We start from the raw sequence: 17,531 nt of genomic DNA on the forward strand, positions 1-17,531 counted from the left end.
CGCGAGTTCGGCGCGACCGCGCCCACGGAACTGCCTGGTCGTGCCGGTCCACGCCCGCGGCTGACCGAAACAGAGCGGAGCCATGTCCATGCTGTCCGACAGGTTGGCGATCTATTCCGACGGCCTGCAGAGACTCGCGGCCGATGACCGGTTGCGGCAGCTCAGTCCACCGGCCGGTCTCGATTTCTCCTCCAACGACTATCTCGGACTGGCGCAGGCGCCACGCATCAAGCGCGCGGTCGCCGCGGCCATGGAGGCCGGCACGCCGGTCGGCGCCGGCGGCTCGCGCCTGCTGCGCGGCAATTGCGACGAGCACGAACGGCTCGAGGCGGAGGCCGCGCGCTTCTTCGGCGCCGAGCGCGCGCTGTTCTTCGGCTCCGGCTACATGGCGAATTTCGCCGTGCTCACCACATTGCCGCAGCGCGACGACCTGCTGGTGCTCGATGCGCTCGTTCATGCGAGCACCCATGAGGGCGCGCGTGCCGGTCGCGCCGAGACGTGCCAGTTCATCCACAACAGCGCGCAGTCGGCCGAGGACGCGATCCTGACCTGGCGCAGGGACGGCGGTGTCGGCCAGCCCTGGATCGTCGTCGAAAGCCTCTACAGCATGGACGGCGATCTCGCGCCGCTGGCGGATTTGATGGCGATCGCCGAGCGCCACGACGCCTTTCTGCTGATCGACGAGGCCCATGCGACCGGGGTCCACGGCGCGCAGGGCCGCGGTCTTGCCGCAGCCTATGAGGGACGCGAGAGCGTCGTCACCGTTCACACCTGCGGCAAGGCGTTGGGCGCGGCCGGCGCATTGGTCACCGCAAGCGGCGTGCTGTGCGACACGCTGATCAATCGCTGCCGGCCTTTCGTCTTCAGCACGGCGCCGTCGCCGCTGATGGCGGTGGCGGTGCTGGAGGCGCTTGCGATCCTGCGCGACGAGCCGGAGCGGCAGCAGCGGCTGGCGCAGCTCGTCGGCTTCGCCCATCGTGAGATCGCCGCGCGCTTCGGTGAAAGCTGGTCGCCGTCGCAGATCATTCCCTGCGTGATCGGCGACAATGCGCGCGCGATGAGCCTGGCTGCCGCGCTGCAGGCGCGAGGCTTCGACGTCCGCGGCATCCGGCCGCCGACGGTGCCGCCTGGCACGGCGCGGCTCCGGCTGTCGCTGACCTTGAACGTCGACGAGGCCGCGATCGTGGCGCTGCTCGATGCGCTCGCCGCCGAGATCGGGAGGCCGGGGGCATGACGCCACGCATCGTGGTCACCGGCACCGATACCGGGATCGGCAAGACGGTGTTCGCCGCCGGCCTCACGGCGCTGCTGAGGGCCCGCTATTGGAAGCCGGTCCAGGCCGGCCTTGCCGAGGAGACGGACTCCTGCCGTGTCCAGCGGCTGGCCGAGCTCGCCGACGATCGCGTGCTGCCCGAAGCCTATCGTTTGCCGGAGCCGGCCTCGCCGGATCGCGCGGCCCGCCTCGCAGGCGTCAGCATCGATCCGCTCAGCCTGCATCCTCCGCAGTCCGTCGGCCGGCCTGTCGTGATCGAGGGGGCCGGCGGGGTCATGGTGCCGCTCGATTCCCAGACGCTCTATCTCGATGTCTTCGCGCGATGGCAATTGCCGGTCGTGCTCTGCGCGCGCACCAGCCTCGGCACCATCAATCACTCGCTGCTGTCGCTGGCGGCGCTGCGCAGCCGCCGCATCGGCGTGCTCGGCATCGCCTTCATCGGCGACGGCCATGCCGACAATGAGGAGACGATCTGCCGGCTCGGCGAGGTGAAGCGCCTGGGCCGGCTGCCCTGGATCACGCCGCTCACGGCGCGATCGCTGCAGTACGTGTTCGCCACGCAATTCCAGCGCAGGGATTTCGAACCATGATGCGCAAGGCAACCTCGCCAATCTGGCATCCCTTCACGCAGCATGCGCTCCAGCCCGAGATGACGCCGGTCGCGCGCGGCGAGGGCGCCTATCTCTTCACCGCCGACGGCCGGCGGATCATCGATGCGATCGCGTCGTGGTGGGTGGTCACGCACGGCCATTGCCATCCGCATATCGTGCGCGCGATCCAGGACCAGGCCGAGCGGCTGGATCAGGTGATCTTCGCCGGCCATAGCCATGAGCCGGCCGAGCAGGTTGCCGCCGGGCTGCTCGCGCTGGTGCCGCCGAGCCTTGCGCACGTGTTCTTCTCCGACAGTGGCGCCACCAGCGTCGAGGTCGCGCTGAAGATGGCGCTCGGCTATTTCAGGAACATCGGCGAGCCGCGCTCGCGCATCGTGGTGATGCAGCATTCCTATCACGGCGACACCATCGGCGCGATGTCGGTCGGCGCGCGCGGCGTGTTCAATGACGCCTATGAGCCGCTGCTGTTCGACGTTATCGTCATCCCGTTTCCGTCGCAGGGCAGGGAACAGGCAACTTTGGACGCGCTCGCTGCGCTGTGTGAGAGCGACCGGCCGGCCGCCTTCATCGTCGAGCCGCTGGTGCTCGGCGCCGGCGGCATGCTGATGTATCCGGCCGCGGTGCTGCGCGAGATGCACCGGATCTGCAAGGCGTTCGGCGTGCTGTTCATCGCCGACGAGGTCATGACTGGCTGGGGCCGCACCGGCACGTTGTTCGCGTGCGAGCAGGCGGACATCGCGCCCGACATCGCCTGCTACGCCAAGGGGCTGACCGGAGGCGCGGTGCCGCTTGCGGTGACGCTGTGCAGTCCGGCGATCTACGAGGCGCACTATTCGACCGACCGCGCCCGCACGTTCTTTCACTCCAGCTCCTACACGGCCAATCCCATCGCCTGCGCGGCGGCCAGCGCCAATCTCGAGCTATGGCGGCAGCCGCAGACGCGGGCCCGGATCGCCGCCGTCGCGGCCGCGCAGCAGCGCTGTCTCGACCGCTTGCGTTACGACGAGCGATTTTCCGCGCTGCGGCGTTGCGGCACCATCACGGCGCTCGATCTCCATGCCGACGAGCCGGGCTACCTTGCCGAGGTTGGTCCCAGGCTGCTGGCGTTTTTCCGCGACAGCGACGTGCTGCTGCGTCCGCTCGGCCATACCATCTACGTCATGCCGCCATACTGCGTCACCTCCGGCGACCTCGAGGCGGTGTATACCGCGATCGACGAGGCGGTCGACCACGTGCTCTGATGTCGCCGATGGACGAGTTCCAGCGCATGTTCGCCGGAGTAGGCTGCTGTCAGCTGAGATGATCAGGAGGCCGGGCAGCTCAGTGCCCGGTCTCGGATTCGATCTACTTATTCAGCGCTGCTGACGAGACGGATGCGCGGCTCCGCCATCTCGATCAGGCTGCGATACGCCGCGAGATAGTCGAGCGCCATGCGGCGTGCGGTGAAGCGGCGTTCGAACTGCTCGCGCACGCGGGCGCGGCTCAGGCCGGACAGGCGACTGACCGCTGCGACCGCGCTAAGCTCGTCCTCGACGACGAAGCCGGTCACGCCGTCGTCGATCACCTCGGGAACCGAGCCGCGATTGTAGGCGATCACGGGCGTGCCGCAGGCCATCGATTCGATCATCACCAGGCCGAACGGCTCCGGCCAATCGATCGGCAGCAACAGGCCGAGCGCACCGGACAGGAATTCCGGTTTCTCGTGGTCGCCGATCTCGCCGATATAGTCGACCAAGGGATTGTCCTTGATCAGGGGATGGATCAGCTCGTCGTAGTAATCCTGGTCGGCGCGGTCGACCTTGGCGGCGATCTTCAGCGGAATCCCACAGCGCATCGCGATCTTGATGGCGCGGTCGACTCCCTTTTCCGGGGCGATGCGTCCGAGCACGGCCAGATAGCTCGGCGTCACAGGCTTGGGCATCAGCAGCCGTTCGGGAAGCCCATGCAGCACGGTGCGCACCCAGTTCGCATTCGGCACCGGTCGGCGCTGCGAGTCCGAGATCGAGACGACGGGAACATCCTTGAAGACCGAAAATACCGGCTGATGCTCCGGCAGGTCGAGCCGGCCGTGCAGGGTTGTGAGGAAGGGGGTGGGTTGCCGGTGGAACAGGGAGAACGGGTAGTAATCGAGATGGAAGTGCAGGATGTCGAACTGTTCGTCGTCGCATTGCTGCCGTACGTTTTCGAGCATCACCATGTGAAGCGCGTTCGGATCCCTTACCGAGCCGTCGAGGCGCAGAGCCTTCGGCCATGTCGGAGAGAGTTTCGCCGACGTCTGCGAATCGCCGCTGGCGAACAGGGTGACGTCGTGTCCGAGGGCCACGAGCTCCTCGGTCAACCAATGAACGACCCGCTCAGTGCCGCCGTAGAGCTTCGGAGGCACAGCCTCCGTCAATGGAGCTACCTGCGCAATGCGCATCTCGTCGTCTCCTATTCGTGATCATGGATGAAGCCCCCTACCGAATGGCACCGGCACTGCCGAAGCGGGAACGTTGTCGCATGTGCGAAGTTCCCTTGCCCTGATCACTCTTTCTTCGACACAACGTGTTCCTCGGCGTCTCATTGATGCCATCCCTGATCCTCAACGCTGCTGCCGTCATTGTCGAAGGGCAGGGTTGCAGCGCGGCAGCGCAAGGAACCGGACAAACTGTTCATCGTTCAACTCGCCGCAACAGGTGTCGCAACGACGCGCTCATCTCAATGGGAAGATCATGGATCAGCTTTCAGGCTACGCGCACCGGCCCTTTCCTTTCGTGTTGCGCTATCTCATGAGGCGCCCTGCAGCGCATCTCATTATCCTGCTGTCCGTCGTCGGTGCAGTTGCCTGCTCGGTGGGCACGCAATATGGTGTGAAGTCGCTGGTCGACGCTCTCTCCTCCGGGCCGTCGCGTGACAGCAATGTCTGGACCGCGTTCGTGCTGCTGATGGCGCTGATTGCGACCGACAACATTCTCTGGCGCGTCGCGAGCTGGATCGCGAGCTCCACCTTCGTGCGCGTGACCGGAGATCTTCGGCGCGACATCTTCCGTCATCTCACTGGGCATGCGCCGAGCTATTTCGGCGATCGCCTGCCGGGAATGTTGTCGAGCCGGATCACGGCCACGTCGAACGCGGTGTTCACCGTCGAGAACATGTTCATGTGGAACGTGCTGCCGCCATGCCTCGCCACGGTCGCGGCCATCTGCCTGATCGGAACCGTGAGCGGTCCGATGGCGATCGGCCTGCTGCTGATCGCGGCCATGATGGTGGTGGCGATGTTCCGTCTGGCCGCCGCCGGCAAGCCGCTGCACGACGATTTCGCCGACAAGGCGGCGATGGTCGACGGCGAGATGGTCGACGTGATCTCGAACATGCCGCTGGTGCGCGCCTTCTGCGGCCTGCGCCACGAGCACGACCGGTTCGACGCGACCATCGACAGGGAGCTCGAGGCGCGGGGGCGCAGTCTCCGCTACCTCGAGAAGCTGCGCATTCTGCACGCCACGGTGACGATCGTGCTGACGGTCGCGCTCATGGCCTGGGCGATTTCGCTGTGGCAGCGGGGCGGGGCGACGACCGGCGACGTCGTGCTGGTCTGCACGCTCGGCCTTTGCATTCTCAACGCGACGCGCGATCTCGCGGTCGCGCTGGTCGACGTCACCCAGCATGTGGCGCGCATGAGCGAGGCGATCGCGACCCTGTTGCAGCCGCACGAGCTGCGCGATCACCCCGAGGCCGAGCCGCTGGTCAAGAGCGGCGCGGCGATCGCGTTCGACAACATCACCTTCCACTATCCGGGCGGCCACAAGCTGTTCGAGAATTTCACGCTGCGGCTGCAGCCCGGCCAGCGCGTCGGCCTGGTCGGTCAGTCCGGCGGCGGCAAGTCGAGCCTGTTCACGCTGCTGCAACGGTTCTATGATCCGCAAGCCGGTCACATCACGATCGACGGCCAGGACATCGCCAAGGTCACCCAGCAGAGCCTGCGCGAGGCGATCTCGGTGGTGCCGCAGGACATCTCGCTGTTCCATCGCTCCATCCTGGAAAACATCCGCTACGGACGTCCGAGTGCGACCGACGATGAGGTGTTGCGGGCGGCGATCGCGGCGCGTTGCGACTTCGTCGAGACGCTGCCGGAGGGGTTGCAGACAATGGTCGGGGATCGCGGCGTCAAGCTGTCGGGCGGACAGCGCCAGCGCATCGCGATCGCGCGGGCCTTCCTCAAGGACGCGCCGATCCTGCTGCTCGACGAGGCGACGGCAGCGCTCGACAGCGAGTCCGAGGAGGCCATCCGTGAGGCGTTGAGCCGCCTGATGCGCGGCCGCACCGTCATCGCGATCGCGCACCGCCTCGCGACATTGCGGAATTTTGACCGCGTGGTGGTGCTGAAATCGGGCAGGATCATCGAGGACGGCGCGCCCGACCGGCTGATGCAGGACGAAGGCCCGTATCGGGACCTCGTGACCCAGGAGATGAACCGGCTCGCCAAGTTCGCCGCCTGATCGTTGCGTCGGATCGCGTCGAGAACGTGCACTCTCGGTTGTCCGGGCACTTCAATATCGCATGAGGCCAACATGTCCGCCGAAGTCGCAAGCACACTGTCGTTGATCACCCGGACGGACGAGCCTGCCGAGCAGCCGTTCTACATTCCCATGACGGGGCCGGCGGCACGGCCGCGGCGCTCGCTCAAGCATGACGATACGTTCATCGTCCTCGACGGCCATGGCGACATCGGCGCCTCGGCCGGCGGACCGGACGGTCTCTTCAACGCCGATACGCGCTATCTCGCGCGCCTCGAATTGACGCTGGACGACGTTCAGCCCCTGCTGCTCGGCTCGAGCCTGCGTGACGACAACTCCGCGCTGACCGTCGATCTCACCAATCCCGACATCTACAGCCAGGGCCGCCTGGTGCTGCCGAAGGACATGCTGCACATCGTGCGGACGATCTTTCTCTGGCATGGCACGGCCTATCAGCGCATCGGGCTGCAGAACCATGGTGATCGCCACGCCAGCTTCGATCTCAAGCTCACGTTCGACAACGATTTTGCCGACCTGTTCGAGGTGCGGGGCTCGGTGCGGCCCCGCCGCGGGGTCGGCTCGAGCCGGCTGGTCGATCCAGGCGAGGTCGTGCTTCACTATCGTGGGCTGGACAATGTCACACGCACCACGGATATGAGCTTCGATCCGCGTCCGACCAGTCTCACCACCAATGTCGCGACCTATCATTTCGATCTTGCGCCGCAGGAATCTGCGTCCCTGTTCGTGGCCGTGATGTGCAACGCCAAGGCCGGCGAGCGGCCGGGGCGCTTCTTTCGGAGCCTGCTCGCCCATCGGCGCGAGATGCGCCGCTGCACGCACGGCGCCACCACCATCGAGACCTCCAACGACATCCTCAACGAGGTGCTGTGCCAGGCGGCGGCCGACCTCAACATCCTGATGACCGACACGCCGGAAGGACGTTATCCCTATGCCGGCATTCCCTGGTACTCGACGACGTTCGGCCGCGACGGGCTGATTACGGCGATGCAGATGCTGTGGGTCGATCCGCGCATCGCCCGCGGCGTGCTGCGGCGGCTCGCCGTGCATCAGGCGCGCACGACCGATCCGCTGGCCGATGCCGAGCCCGGCAAGATCCTGCACGAGATGCGCGGCGGCGAGATGGCGGCGCTGCGCGAGGTGCCGTTCGCCTGCTACTACGGCAGCGTCGACTCCACCCCGCTGTTCGTGCTGCTCGCCGGCCTCTACATCGAGCGCACCGGCGACATCGACACCCTGCGCGAGCTTTGGCCGGCGATCGAGCTGGCGTTGCGCTGGATCGACGGACCCGGCGATCCCGATCGTGACGGCTTCGTCGAATATCAGCGCGCCTCCGAGCAGGGCCTCGCCAACCAGGGCTGGAAGGATTCCTACGACGCGGTGTTCCATGCCGACGCCCGCCTCGCGGAAGGTTACATCGCGCTTGCGGAGGTGCAGGGCTATGTCTTTGCCGGCAAGCAGCTGGCGGCGCGTTGCGCCCGTCGGCTCGGCAAGGCCGAGATGGCGGACCGGCTCCAGGCCGAGGCCGCCCGTCTCGCGGAACGGTTCGAGGACGCCTTCTGGTGCGAGGATCTGAACACCTATGCGCTGGCGCTCGACGGCCACAAGCAGCCGTGCCGGGTGCGGACGTCCAACGCGGGGCAGCTCCTGTTCAGCGGCATGGTGCGCGAGGACCGCGCCCGCAAGCTCGCCGCTGACCTGCTGCGGCCGCATTTCTTCTCGGGCTGGGGCATCCGCACCGTGGCCTGCGGCGAAGCGCGCTACAATCCGATGTCCTATCACGATGGATCGATCTGGCCGCATGACAACGCGCTGATTGCGCTCGGCCTGTCGCGCTATGGCCTCAAGCATGCGGTTGAGCAGGTGTTCGGCGGCCTGTTCGAAGCGGCGTCCTACATGGATCTGCGCCGGCTGCCGGAGCTGTTCTGCGGCTTCCGGCGGGAGAAGCATCGCGGCCCGACGCTCTATCCGGTGGCCTGCGCGCCGCAGGCCTGGGCCAGCGCGACGCCGTTCACCTTGCTCGAAGCGGCCCTCGGACTCGAGTTCGACGCCGAGCGCGGCCAGATCCGTCTGCGCAATCCGCGGCTGCCGCCTTTCCTCGACTGGGTTGTGCTGCGCGATCTCCGGCTCGGCAGCTCGACGATCGACCTGCGCATTCGCCGCCACGGCGAGGATATCTCGATGGAGGTGCTGCGGCGGCGCGGTCAGATCCAGGTCTCGCTGGTGCTGGCGCAATGATGACGCTGAAACACACTCTTCGCCGGGCTGCTCGCAGTTGCCTCGTCATGCTGCCGCTGCTGATCGGTTCGTATGCAGGCGATGGGCATGCGCAGCAGCCGTCGCCGACACCGCCTGCCAGGGACGCAGCGGCGCCCGCAAAGGAGCCGGCACCGCCGCCCTCGGTCACGATCCTCGGCGCGCGCGACGCGCATGGCGTGCTCGGCCGCGACGTGCGCAGCTCGACCGGCGAGGACATGGGCCACATCGTCGATGTCATCGTCGATCCCACCGGGACGGTGCGCGCCGCGGTGATCGATTTCGGCGGCTTCCTCGGCGTCGGCAGCCGCAAGATCGTGGTCGACTGGACCGCGCTCGACTTCAAGCACATCGCGGAGAAGAGCGACCAGGTCACGCTCGACCTTACCAAGGAGCAGGTGAAGGCCGCGCCCGAATACAAGGAGGACAAGCCCGTCGTCGTGCTCGGCGCGTCCGGCAAGCTGTCACCCTGGGATTTCGATCATTGAGTTGATGCGTGAGATTGCCGGTCCGGCCTGCGCGTGCAGCGGAACACGGTGGGGGATGTTCTGTCCCGTCAGCCTCATGAGTTGAGAATAGAAAGCCATGCCGATTGCACGGCCGTCGAGATCACCTGACCGGGAGCCCGAGCCTGACGGCGCGGCAGAGGCGGGCGCGCGTCCGGATGCAGGGCAGGATCATGGCCCGACGATTGCGAGACCTGCGCCGTCGCGGCAGAGCCTGCGCGGGCTGGACTGGTTCATCTTCTTCCTGGCCGATGTGCAGACCGGCTTCGGTCCCTTCATCGCGGTCTATCTGACGACGCAGAAATGGACGCAGGCCCAGATCGGCCTGGTGCTGTCGATCGGCGGCATCGTCGGGCTGATCGGGCAGATGCCGGGCGGCGCGATCATCGATGCGGCCCGGTCCGAGCGCCGCGTCGCCGGTCTTGCCATCGCGACCATCGGCTGCTGCGCACTCGCCTATGCCGCTTGGCCGATCTTTCCCGTGGTCGCGGGTGCCGCGACGCTGCATGCGGCGGCGAGCTGCGTGCTCGGACCTGCGATCGCGGCGATCAGCCTCGGCCTGGTCGGGCCGCGCGGCATGGCGGAGCGGCTCGGCCGCAATGCGCGGTTCGCGTCGCTCGGCAACGGCGTGGCTGCGGCCGTGATGGGCACCTGCGGCTATCTGCTGTCCAGCCGCGCCGTGTTCCTGGTCACCTTCATTCTCGCCTTTCCGACGCTGATCGCGCTGTCGCGCATCCGCGAGCGCGAGATCGACGTCGCGCGGGCGCACGGCCAGGCCGATCACGAGGACAAGGAGGTCGCGCGGCTGTCGAACCTGCTCGGCCTGCTGCGCCCGCGCGCGCTGCTCGTCTTCGCGCTCGGCGTGTTCCTGCTGCAGCTCGCCAATGCGGCGATGCTGCCGCTGATGGCCGGCGTGGTGACGACGAAATCGAGCGAGTGGGCGCCGATGCTGATCGCGTTCTGCATCGTGGTGCCGCAGGCGATCGTGGCGCTGACCTCGCCTTCGGTCGGCGCGGTCGCGCAGCAATGGGGCCGCAGGCCGCTGCTGATGCTGGGGTTTGCCGCGCTCGCGACGCGCGGCGCGCTGTTCGCGGTCGTGCACGATCCCTACGTGCTGGTGGCGGTGCAGATCTTCGACGGCGTCACGGCGGCCGTGTTCGCCGTCATGATTCCGCTGACGGTGGCCGACGTCGCCTTCGGCAGCGGACATTTCAATCTGGCTCAGGGAATCGTCGGGACGGCATCCGGGATCGGCGGATCGCTGTCCACCGTGGTCGCCGGCTTCGCCAGCGACCGCTACGGCAGCGCCACTGCATTCATGGGTCTGTCAGGCGTGGCGCTGACAGGTCTTCTCTTGATCGCGCTCTTGATGCCGGAGACCGGGCAGCGCGAGCGCAGGGCATGAACGGGCAGGGCGCGTCAGGCGTCCATGCTGCGCAGGCGCTGGCGGTTGCGCAGCACGATCTGGCGGGCACCGGAGAAGCCGAGAACGCCCTGGCTGTGCAACTGCGACAGCGCGCGCGACACGGTCTCCAGGGTCAGGCCGAGATAGTCGCCGATATCGCGGCGGCACATCGGCAGCGCCATCATGCCGGCGACGGCGAGGCGGCGGTCCATCTCGAGCAGGAAGGTCGCGACGCGCTCCATCGCGGTCTTGCGGCCCAGCAGCAGCATGTGGTCCTCGGCATGGCGGAGATCGCCGGCCGTCATGGTCCAGAGCTTGCGGGCGACCGCGACGTCGACACCTGCGGCCTGTTCGAGGCTGCGGCGCTTCACCAGGCGCACGGTGGTGTCGATGATGGCTTCGGCGGCGAGACGGTGCATCGAGCCGAATTCGAGGCCGAAAACGTCACCGGGAAGATGGAAGGCGCCGATCTGGCGGCGGCCGTCGGAGAGCAGCTTGTAGCTGCGAACGGCGCCGGAGATCACCTGGTAGACGTACTCGGCCGGCTCGTCCTCGCCATAGATCTCCTCGTCCTTCTTGTAGGAGAACTCGCTGGCGATCAGCCCGGCATGACCGGTGATCTCGGCAAAGGGATTGGCGGCAGGAGAAGGGACGACAGCAGAGGGGACGGCGTGGGGGGCGTTGGTGGTGACGACCGGGTGGGTAATCGACTGATTGAGCATGACCATCTCCTTGCGGCGGATGGCGATGTGGTACATTGCGGCCCCCGTTAAGGACATTTCGGCCGTTATCTTAAGGGGGGTCCCTTACGTAGATGTACGTAGGCCGGCCGGGTCAGACGACGCGCTGGGCGGTACCGGAATGGTCGTTGGTGATCGCCTTGCGGATCCGCTTCACCAGATTGTCGTCGAGCAGCGGCTTGAGCAGGAAATCCTGGATCCCGACGGCCGCCGCGCGCGCCGCAAGCCGGTCATCGTAATGGCCGGTGATCAGCACCACCGGAGCGGTGGCCCCCTGCTGACGCAACCGTTCGGCGAGCTCGACCCCGTTGATCTCCGGCATCTTGTAGTCGACCACGAAGCAGTCGACGGACGCGTGGTCGGACGCCTTGAGCAGCGCGGTGCCGCTGCGAAACGTGCGCACGTCGAAGCCGTCGGCCTCCAGCAGAAAGCGCAGCGAGCCGAGGACATCAGCATCGTCGTCGGCCACGTAGACCGTGAGTTTTGTGTGAGCCGACATCGCACGTGCCGCGAGAATGTGATGTTGAACCGAGGCACAACATAACACTCGATTCTGTCAAGGTAGCTTGATCTAGCTCAATCCTTCAGCGCGCCTGCGCGCATCGCCAGACGCACCAGCTCGGAGAGGCTGTTCGCTCCCATCTTGGTCATCACGTTGGCCCTGTAGACCTCGATGGTGCGCGGGCTGATGTCGTATTCGCGCGCGATCAGCTTGTTGGAGAGGCCGGCCATCAGCCCATCCATCACCTGGCGCTCCCGGGGGCTCAGGCTGGCGACGCGCGCCAGGATGTCCTGCGTGACCGATTCGTTCTTCGCGGCCGGCTCGGCCTGCTGGATTGCCGTTTCGATCATGGCGACCAGTCGCTCGTCCTCGAACGGCTTCTCCAGAAAATCGATCGCGCCGAGCTTCATCGCTTCGACCGCGAGCGGCACATCGCCATGGCCGGTCATCACCAGGATCGGAAAGCTGCTGCCGGCGGCCTTCATGCGCTTGAGCAGCTCGATGCCATCGATGCCGGGCATCCGCACGTCCGAGACGACGCAGCCGAAAGGGAGCATCGGCAGTCGGCCGAGGAAGACCTCCGCGTTCTCGAACAGCGTGACGTCAAAGCCTGATGAATCGAGCAGGAAGTTCAGCGAGTCCCGCATCGCCTCGTCGTCGTCGATCACATAGACCTTGGCCTGTTCAGCCATCGTGCTCAACCTTGGTTGGGGCAGCCGGCAGGGTGAAGCGGAACGTCGCGCCGCCCGCTTCGTTGTTCTCGGCCCACATGCGCCCGCCATGGGCCTCGATGATGGACCGGCTGATCGAGAGGCCGACTCCCATTCCGGTGTCCTTGGTGGTGAAGAAGGTCTTGAAGAGGTTGGGCATGACGTCGTCGTGGAATCCCGTTCCGGTATCGGACACCGCAACCTCGATCAAGTCGTCGCTGATCTTGCGATTCGTCGCACTGAGCTCGCGGCGTGCGGAATGAGACATCGCCTCGAGCCCATTGCGGAACAGATTGACCAGGACCTGCTGAATCTGGACCCGGTCGGCGAGCACGAGATCGGCATCCGGATTGAGTTGGAAGCGCAGCTGGACGTTCTGCTCGCGGGCGCCGGAAAGGCCGAGCGCGCCGGCTTCCTCGATCAGCTTCGACAGGCTCTCGACCCGCTTCTCCGATTCGCCGCGCGAGACGAAGTCGCGCAGACGGCGGATGATCTGGCCGGCGCGAATCGCCTGCTCGGCGGCGCGCTCCATCGCGCTCTCGATCTTGGGCGTGTTCGGATCGCTGCTGCCGGCCAGCAGCCGGCGCGAGCCTTTCATGTAATTGCTGATCGCGGCGAGCGGCTGGTTCAGCTCATGGGCCAGCGCCGAGGCCATCTCGCCCATGGCGCTGAGGCGCGACACGTGGACCAGCTCCGACTGCAGTTCGCGCAGCCGTGCCTGGGTCTGCTGATGCTCGGTGAGATCATGGGCGAAGCCGGTGAAATAGGGCTTGCCGCCGGACTGCATCTCGCCGATCGACAGATGCATCGGGAACGTCGTGCCGTCGCGGCGGCGGCCGGTCACGATGCGGCCGATGCCGATGATACGGCGCTCGCGGCTGGCATGGTAGCGGGTGAGGTAGCCGGCATGGCGCGAGCGGTCCGGCTCGGGCATCAATTCGCTGACGTCGAGGCCGACCGCTTCTGCCTCGGTGAGGCCGAACATCCGCTCCGCCGCGGAGCTGAAGAACTGGATCGTGCCGCTGCCGTCGATCACGATCATCGCGTCCGGCACGGTGTCCAGGATCGAGCGGAAATGCTGCTCGCGCAGCCGCAGCGTCTCCTCCAGCCGCTTCTCCTGGTCGATGTCGAGGGCGATGCCGCGCAGATGATGCGGCGTGCCGGCCTCGTCGGGCACCACGCCGGCAAGCACGCGAATCCAGTGCCCGCCGCCGGACACCTTGAACGACATGTCGAATCCGGTGCTCCGATGGCGCGAATCCTCGATCGCCGCCTCGACCGGCGCGCGATCCTCGGGCGCGAGCAGCGCCAGGAAGGAGCCGTAGGTCACCGGCTGATCGGCCGCCACGCCGAACAGCTTCCGCGTCGTCACCGACCAGTAGAACTCGCCCGAGGCCAGATCGAGATCCCACGCGCCGAAGCCCAGCCTCCGAGCGTCCTCGGGAGCGTCCTCGGGCCTGGCGGATGCATCCGGGAAGGGGTGGGTGAAGTCGCGCAATTCGAAGCCTTTGATCGATTCGCCGTTATCCGATTCGCCGTTATCCGATTCGCCGTTATCCGATTCGCCGTTACCGCCGCAGCCGGGAGGCCGACCACCGCGGTATCCTATACCAGATTGCGCCGTTGCAACCCGGGCCGACTTAAACTTTGGTTCGACAATTCAAGGCTTTCTCCGATCCTGGGTCGGGTTGCAACGGTGTCCTGCCGTCCATGCTCCCGCGCCGCACCTTGATCTATCTCATCACGGCAGGCGATTTCACCTCTAAGAGTTGCATGGAAGCAATGTTTGGAGAGGCGGGATGACGTTCGCGACTGTCATGGTGAGCCTTGCGCTCAGTCAGCCGAATGAGGCCCGCCTTCGGGTCGCGGCCGACCTGGCGGCGCGCTTTGACGCAGCTGTCATCGGCGTTGCGGCCGCGGAATTCGCGCCGCCGCTGTACTTCACGACCGGCGAGCAGGCGCAGGATCTGATCGAGCAGGGTGAGGCCGCGCTGCGGAATCGACTGGCCGAGCTCGAGCAGGAGTTCCGCACCGCAGTGGGTGACCGGGCTGCGTCGTTGAGCTGGCGCAGCGCCGTGGATTTCCCCGCGCGCTACGTGCTGGCGCAGGCCCGTGCCGCCGACATTCTCGTCACCGGCGGCGTGCCGCCCGGGGTGTCCGATGCGTTCGCGGTGGCCAATCCCAAGGATCTTGTCATGCAGGCCGGGCGCCCGCTGCTCGTGGTGCCGGACAACGTCAGCAGCCTCGATCTCGGGACCGTGCTGGTGGCCTGGAAGGAGACACCGGAGGCGCGCCGCGCTTTGGCCGATGCCCTGCCGCTGCTCGCCAGGGCGAGCGGCGTCGTGGTCGCCGAGATCCCGGAGAACACCTCGGAATATGACGCCTGCGAGGCGCGTCTTGCGGACGTTGTCGCATGGCTCGGCCGTCACAAGATCGTCGCATCGGCGCGCATCGCGGAACCGGGGCCGGGGCGCAACGTTGCGGCTACGCTCGACGCCGTCGCCGCCGATGTTTCGGCCGGTCTCGTCGTGGCGGGCGCCTATGGCCATTCCCGATTCCGCGAGCTCGTGCTCGGCGGGGTCACCGAGCATCTGATGACGCGCAGCGAGCGTTGCGTTCTGCTGTCGCACTGAAATTCGACCCGCTTCATTCGAGAACAGGATTGCCGCCTTGTATAGATTTCTCGAGGAAACCGCCGGCAACTACATGACGCGGAACGTCACGACCGTGACCCGGGAGACGACGATCCGCGAGCTCGGCGAGATGTTCGACCGCGACGATTTCAACACCTACCCCGTCGTCGAGAACGACGAGGTGATCGGCATCGTCACCAAGTTCGACGTGCTGAAATGCTTTGCGTTCACGCCAAATCAGATGCTGCCGCGCTATACGGACCTGATGAACCGGACGGTCGCCGACGTGATGACGTCCGAGTTCATCTATGTCAGGCCGGATACGAAGCTGACGCGCGTGCTGCAACTGATGGTCGAGCATCGTATCCGCAGCCTTCCCGTGACCGACGGCGACAACAGGGTCGTCGGGATCGTCGCCCGCGAGGATATCGTCAGGGCTCTGGCCGCCGCCGCCAAGGAATGATCGCGAGGACCTGATCTGAAGACCTGATCTCAGGCCTTGTGCCAACGTCTGGAAGATGAGGCCCGCACGTGTGCCGCGTGCGGGCCTCTCTGGCTCTTTGCATCGGATCATGCATCGCCGGGATCGTACTCTGCCGCGGTCCTGGTTCCCTCCGGCTGGTTCTGCAACATTCCCAGTCTTTACGGCGAGCCGGTCGCAAAGTTGATTTCGATCAATTCCACGTGTGAACGATTGTGGTTGCTGGGCTCGTGTTCTTTCAGCGAGATTCCGCATGAGCGCGTCCTCATCCACAAAATCCATGACCATCGGCGAAAGTGGCTTGTCGCTCACTTTTGCCGTCACCGCCTTCCTGTGCGTCTTCGCTGCGGCGAAGGCACTGGATACGGCCTTCGCGTTCCACGCCTCGCTCGCGGCTGCCGCCAGCGCGGCGTCCGTCTTCTTCATCCTCAACCGCTACTTCGAGCGCGGCGAGCTGCCGCCGCAGGAGATCAATGGCCGACCGAACTACAATCTCGGTCCGATCAAGCTCGGCGCGATCATGGCGATGTTCTGGGGCATTGCCGGCTTCACCGTCGGTCTCATCATTGCCTCGCAATTGGCATGGCCGGCGCTGAACTTCGATCTGCAGTGGATCAGCTTCGGTCGCCTGCGCCCGCTGCACACCTCGGCGGTCATCTTCGCCTTCGGCGGCAACGTGCTGATCGCGACCTCGTTCTACGTCGTGCAGCGGACCTGTCGGACCCGTCTGGCCGGCGACCTCGCGCCGTGGTTCGTGGTGCTGGGCTACAACTTCTTCATCGTGATCGCTGGCACGGGCTATCTGCTCGGCGTTACGCAGTCGAAGGAATATGCCGAGCCGGAGTGGTACTCCGACCTGTGGCTCACCATCGTCTGGGTGGTCTACCTCCTGGTGTTCCTGGTGACGGTCATCAAGCGCAAGGAGCCGCACATCTACGTGGCGAACTGGTTCTACCTTGCCTTCATCGTCACGATCGCGATGCTGCATCTCGGCAACAATCCGTCGCTGCCGGTGTCGCTGTTCGGCTCCAAGTCCTACATCGCCTGGGGCGGCATACAGGATGCGATGTTCCAGTGGTGGTACGGCCACAACGCGGTCGGCTTCTTCCTGACCGCCGGCTTCCTCGCCATCATGTACTACTTCATCCCGAAGCGGGCGGAGCGTCCGGTCTATTCCTACCGGCTGTCGATCATCCACTTCTGGGCGCTGATCTTCCTCTACATCTGGGCCGGCCCGCACCACCTGCACTACACGGCGCTGCCGGACTGGACGCAGACCCTCGGCATGACCTTCTCGATCATGCTGTGGATGCCCTCCTGGGGCGGCATGATCAACGGCCTGATGACGCTGTCGGGCGCATGGGACAAGCTGCGGACTGACCCCGTGCTGCGCATGCTGGTCGTGTCGGTCGCCTTCTACGGCATGTCGACCTTCGAAGGTCCGATGATGTCGATCAAGGTTGTCAACTCGCTCAGCCACTACACCGACTGGACCATCGGTCACGTGCACTCCGGTGCGCTCGGCTGGGTCGGCTTCGTGTCCTTCGGCGCATTGTACTGCATGGTGCCGTGGATCTGGAACCGCAAGGGTCTCTACAGCCTCAAGCTCGTGAACTGGCACTTCTGGACGGCCACGCTCGGCATCGTGCTCTACATCTCCGCGATGTGGGTCTCGGGCATCCTGCAGGGTCTGATGTGGCGGTCCTACACGGCGCTCGGCTTCCTCGAGTACTCGTTCATCGAGACCGTCGAGGCGATGCATCCCTTCTACATCATCCGCGCAGCCGGCGGTGCACTGTTCGTCATCGGCTCGCTGATCATGGCCTACAATCTCTGGATGACGGTCCGTGTCGGTGAGGAAGAAGTTCAGTCGCCCGTCGCCCTTCAGCCGGCGGAGTGAGGT

Annotated in this window: 15 protein-coding genes; 10 read left to right on the forward strand and 5 right to left on the reverse strand. The window is 65.9% G+C overall.

Annotated elements, in window-relative coordinates; genetic code table 11:
• Nucleotides 1-88 precede the first annotated feature (88 nt).
• From QW845_RS15825 to QW845_RS15835, 3 genes are read left to right on the forward strand one after another with little or no spacing between them, the layout of a single operon-like run.
• On the forward strand, nucleotides 89-1,234 hold the full coding sequence (locus QW845_RS15825; protein ID WP_409997926.1) for an 8-amino-7-oxononanoate synthase: 1,146 nt from the start codon (nucleotides 89-91) through the stop codon (nucleotides 1,232-1,234).
• Nucleotides 1,231-1,863: a dethiobiotin synthase gene (gene bioD, locus QW845_RS15830; protein WP_315802485.1), complete on the forward strand. Its 633-nt coding sequence runs from the start codon at nucleotides 1,231-1,233 to the stop codon at nucleotides 1,861-1,863. Before QW845_RS15825 ends, bioD begins: the two co-directional genes overlap by 4 nt.
• Complete coding sequence (locus QW845_RS15835) at nucleotides 1,860-3,125, forward strand: adenosylmethionine--8-amino-7-oxononanoate transaminase (RefSeq protein ID WP_315802486.1); 1,266 nt, start codon at nucleotides 1,860-1,862, stop codon at nucleotides 3,123-3,125. The genes bioD and QW845_RS15835 overlap by 4 nt, the downstream gene beginning before the upstream one ends.
• A 107-nt stretch (nucleotides 3,126-3,232) precedes the next feature.
• Here the strand turns inward: QW845_RS15835 and QW845_RS15840 are convergent, their stop codons facing one another.
• Complete coding sequence (locus QW845_RS15840; protein WP_315802487.1) at nucleotides 3,233-4,303, reverse strand: glycosyltransferase family 4 protein; 1,071 nt, start codon at nucleotides 4,301-4,303, stop codon at nucleotides 3,233-3,235.
• Nucleotides 4,304-4,595: 292 nt separating this feature from the next.
• Between QW845_RS15840 and QW845_RS15845 the strand changes: the two genes are divergently transcribed.
• The 4 genes from QW845_RS15845 (at nucleotide 4,596) to QW845_RS15860 (ending at nucleotide 10,562) form a co-directional block, all read left to right on the forward strand.
• Complete coding sequence (locus QW845_RS15845; protein ID WP_315802488.1) at nucleotides 4,596-6,359, forward strand: ABC transporter ATP-binding protein; 1,764 nt, start codon at nucleotides 4,596-4,598, stop codon at nucleotides 6,357-6,359.
• Between the two features lie 72 nt (nucleotides 6,360-6,431).
• On the forward strand, nucleotides 6,432-8,633 hold the full coding sequence (locus tag QW845_RS15850; protein ID WP_315802489.1) for an amylo-alpha-1,6-glucosidase: 2,202 nt from the start codon (nucleotides 6,432-6,434) through the stop codon (nucleotides 8,631-8,633).
• Nucleotides 8,634-8,680: 47 nt separating this feature from the next.
• Complete coding sequence (locus QW845_RS15855; protein WP_315802550.1) at nucleotides 8,681-9,139, forward strand: PRC-barrel domain-containing protein; 459 nt, start codon at nucleotides 8,681-8,683, stop codon at nucleotides 9,137-9,139.
• Nucleotides 9,140-9,236: 97 nt separating this feature from the next.
• Nucleotides 9,237-10,562 carry an MFS transporter gene (locus tag QW845_RS15860; protein WP_315802490.1) on the forward strand — a complete coding sequence of 442 codons (1,326 nt, stop codon included), beginning with the start codon at nucleotides 9,237-9,239 and terminating at the stop codon, nucleotides 10,560-10,562.
• Nucleotides 10,563-10,576: 14 nt separating this feature from the next.
• On the opposite strand, the gene QW845_RS15865 is transcribed toward QW845_RS15860, so the two are convergent.
• The 4 genes from QW845_RS15865 to fixL all read right to left on the reverse strand — a co-directional run bounded on the left by QW845_RS15865 (nucleotide 10,577) and on the right by fixL (nucleotide 14,012).
• Nucleotides 10,577-11,284 (reverse strand): helix-turn-helix domain-containing protein, encoded by a 708-nt coding sequence (locus tag QW845_RS15865; protein ID WP_315802551.1) that lies wholly within the window; start codon nucleotides 11,282-11,284, stop codon nucleotides 10,577-10,579.
• A 112-nt stretch (nucleotides 11,285-11,396) separates the two neighbouring features.
• Entirely contained in the window at nucleotides 11,397-11,801 is a 405-nt protein-coding gene (locus QW845_RS15870; protein WP_315802491.1) for a response regulator, read from the reverse strand.
• Nucleotides 11,802-11,878: 77 nt separating this feature from the next.
• The gene (gene fixJ / locus QW845_RS15875) at nucleotides 11,879-12,496 is read right to left on the reverse strand and encodes a response regulator FixJ (protein WP_315802492.1); all 618 of its coding nucleotides are present in this window, start codon (nucleotides 12,494-12,496) and stop codon (nucleotides 11,879-11,881) included.
• On the reverse strand, nucleotides 12,489-14,012 hold the full coding sequence (fixL, locus tag QW845_RS15880; RefSeq protein ID WP_409997920.1) for a sensor protein FixL: 1,524 nt from the start codon (nucleotides 14,010-14,012) through the stop codon (nucleotides 12,489-12,491). The genes fixJ and fixL overlap by 8 nt, the downstream gene beginning before the upstream one ends.
• Nucleotides 14,013-14,313: 301 nt before the next feature.
• On the opposite strand from fixL, the gene QW845_RS15885 reads away from it, so the two are divergent.
• From QW845_RS15885 to ccoN, 3 genes are all read left to right on the forward strand, one after another.
• On the forward strand, nucleotides 14,314-15,147 hold the full coding sequence (locus tag QW845_RS15885) for a universal stress protein (RefSeq protein ID WP_315802493.1): 834 nt from the start codon (nucleotides 14,314-14,316) through the stop codon (nucleotides 15,145-15,147).
• A 37-nt stretch (nucleotides 15,148-15,184) separates the two neighbouring features.
• Nucleotides 15,185-15,610, forward strand: coding sequence for an HPP family protein (locus QW845_RS15890; RefSeq protein ID WP_315802494.1), 426 nt, complete (start codon nucleotides 15,185-15,187; stop codon nucleotides 15,608-15,610).
• A 271-nt stretch (nucleotides 15,611-15,881) separates the two neighbouring features.
• A complete protein-coding gene (ccoN, locus tag QW845_RS15895) occupies nucleotides 15,882-17,528 on the forward strand; it encodes a cytochrome-c oxidase, cbb3-type subunit I (RefSeq protein WP_315802495.1) in 1,647 nt (548 codons plus the stop codon).
• Nucleotides 17,529-17,531 lie beyond the last annotated feature (3 nt).

The organism is Bradyrhizobium sp. SZCCHNS3002 (assembly GCF_032377435.1).
Taxonomy (GTDB): domain Bacteria; phylum Pseudomonadota; class Alphaproteobacteria; order Rhizobiales; family Xanthobacteraceae; genus Bradyrhizobium.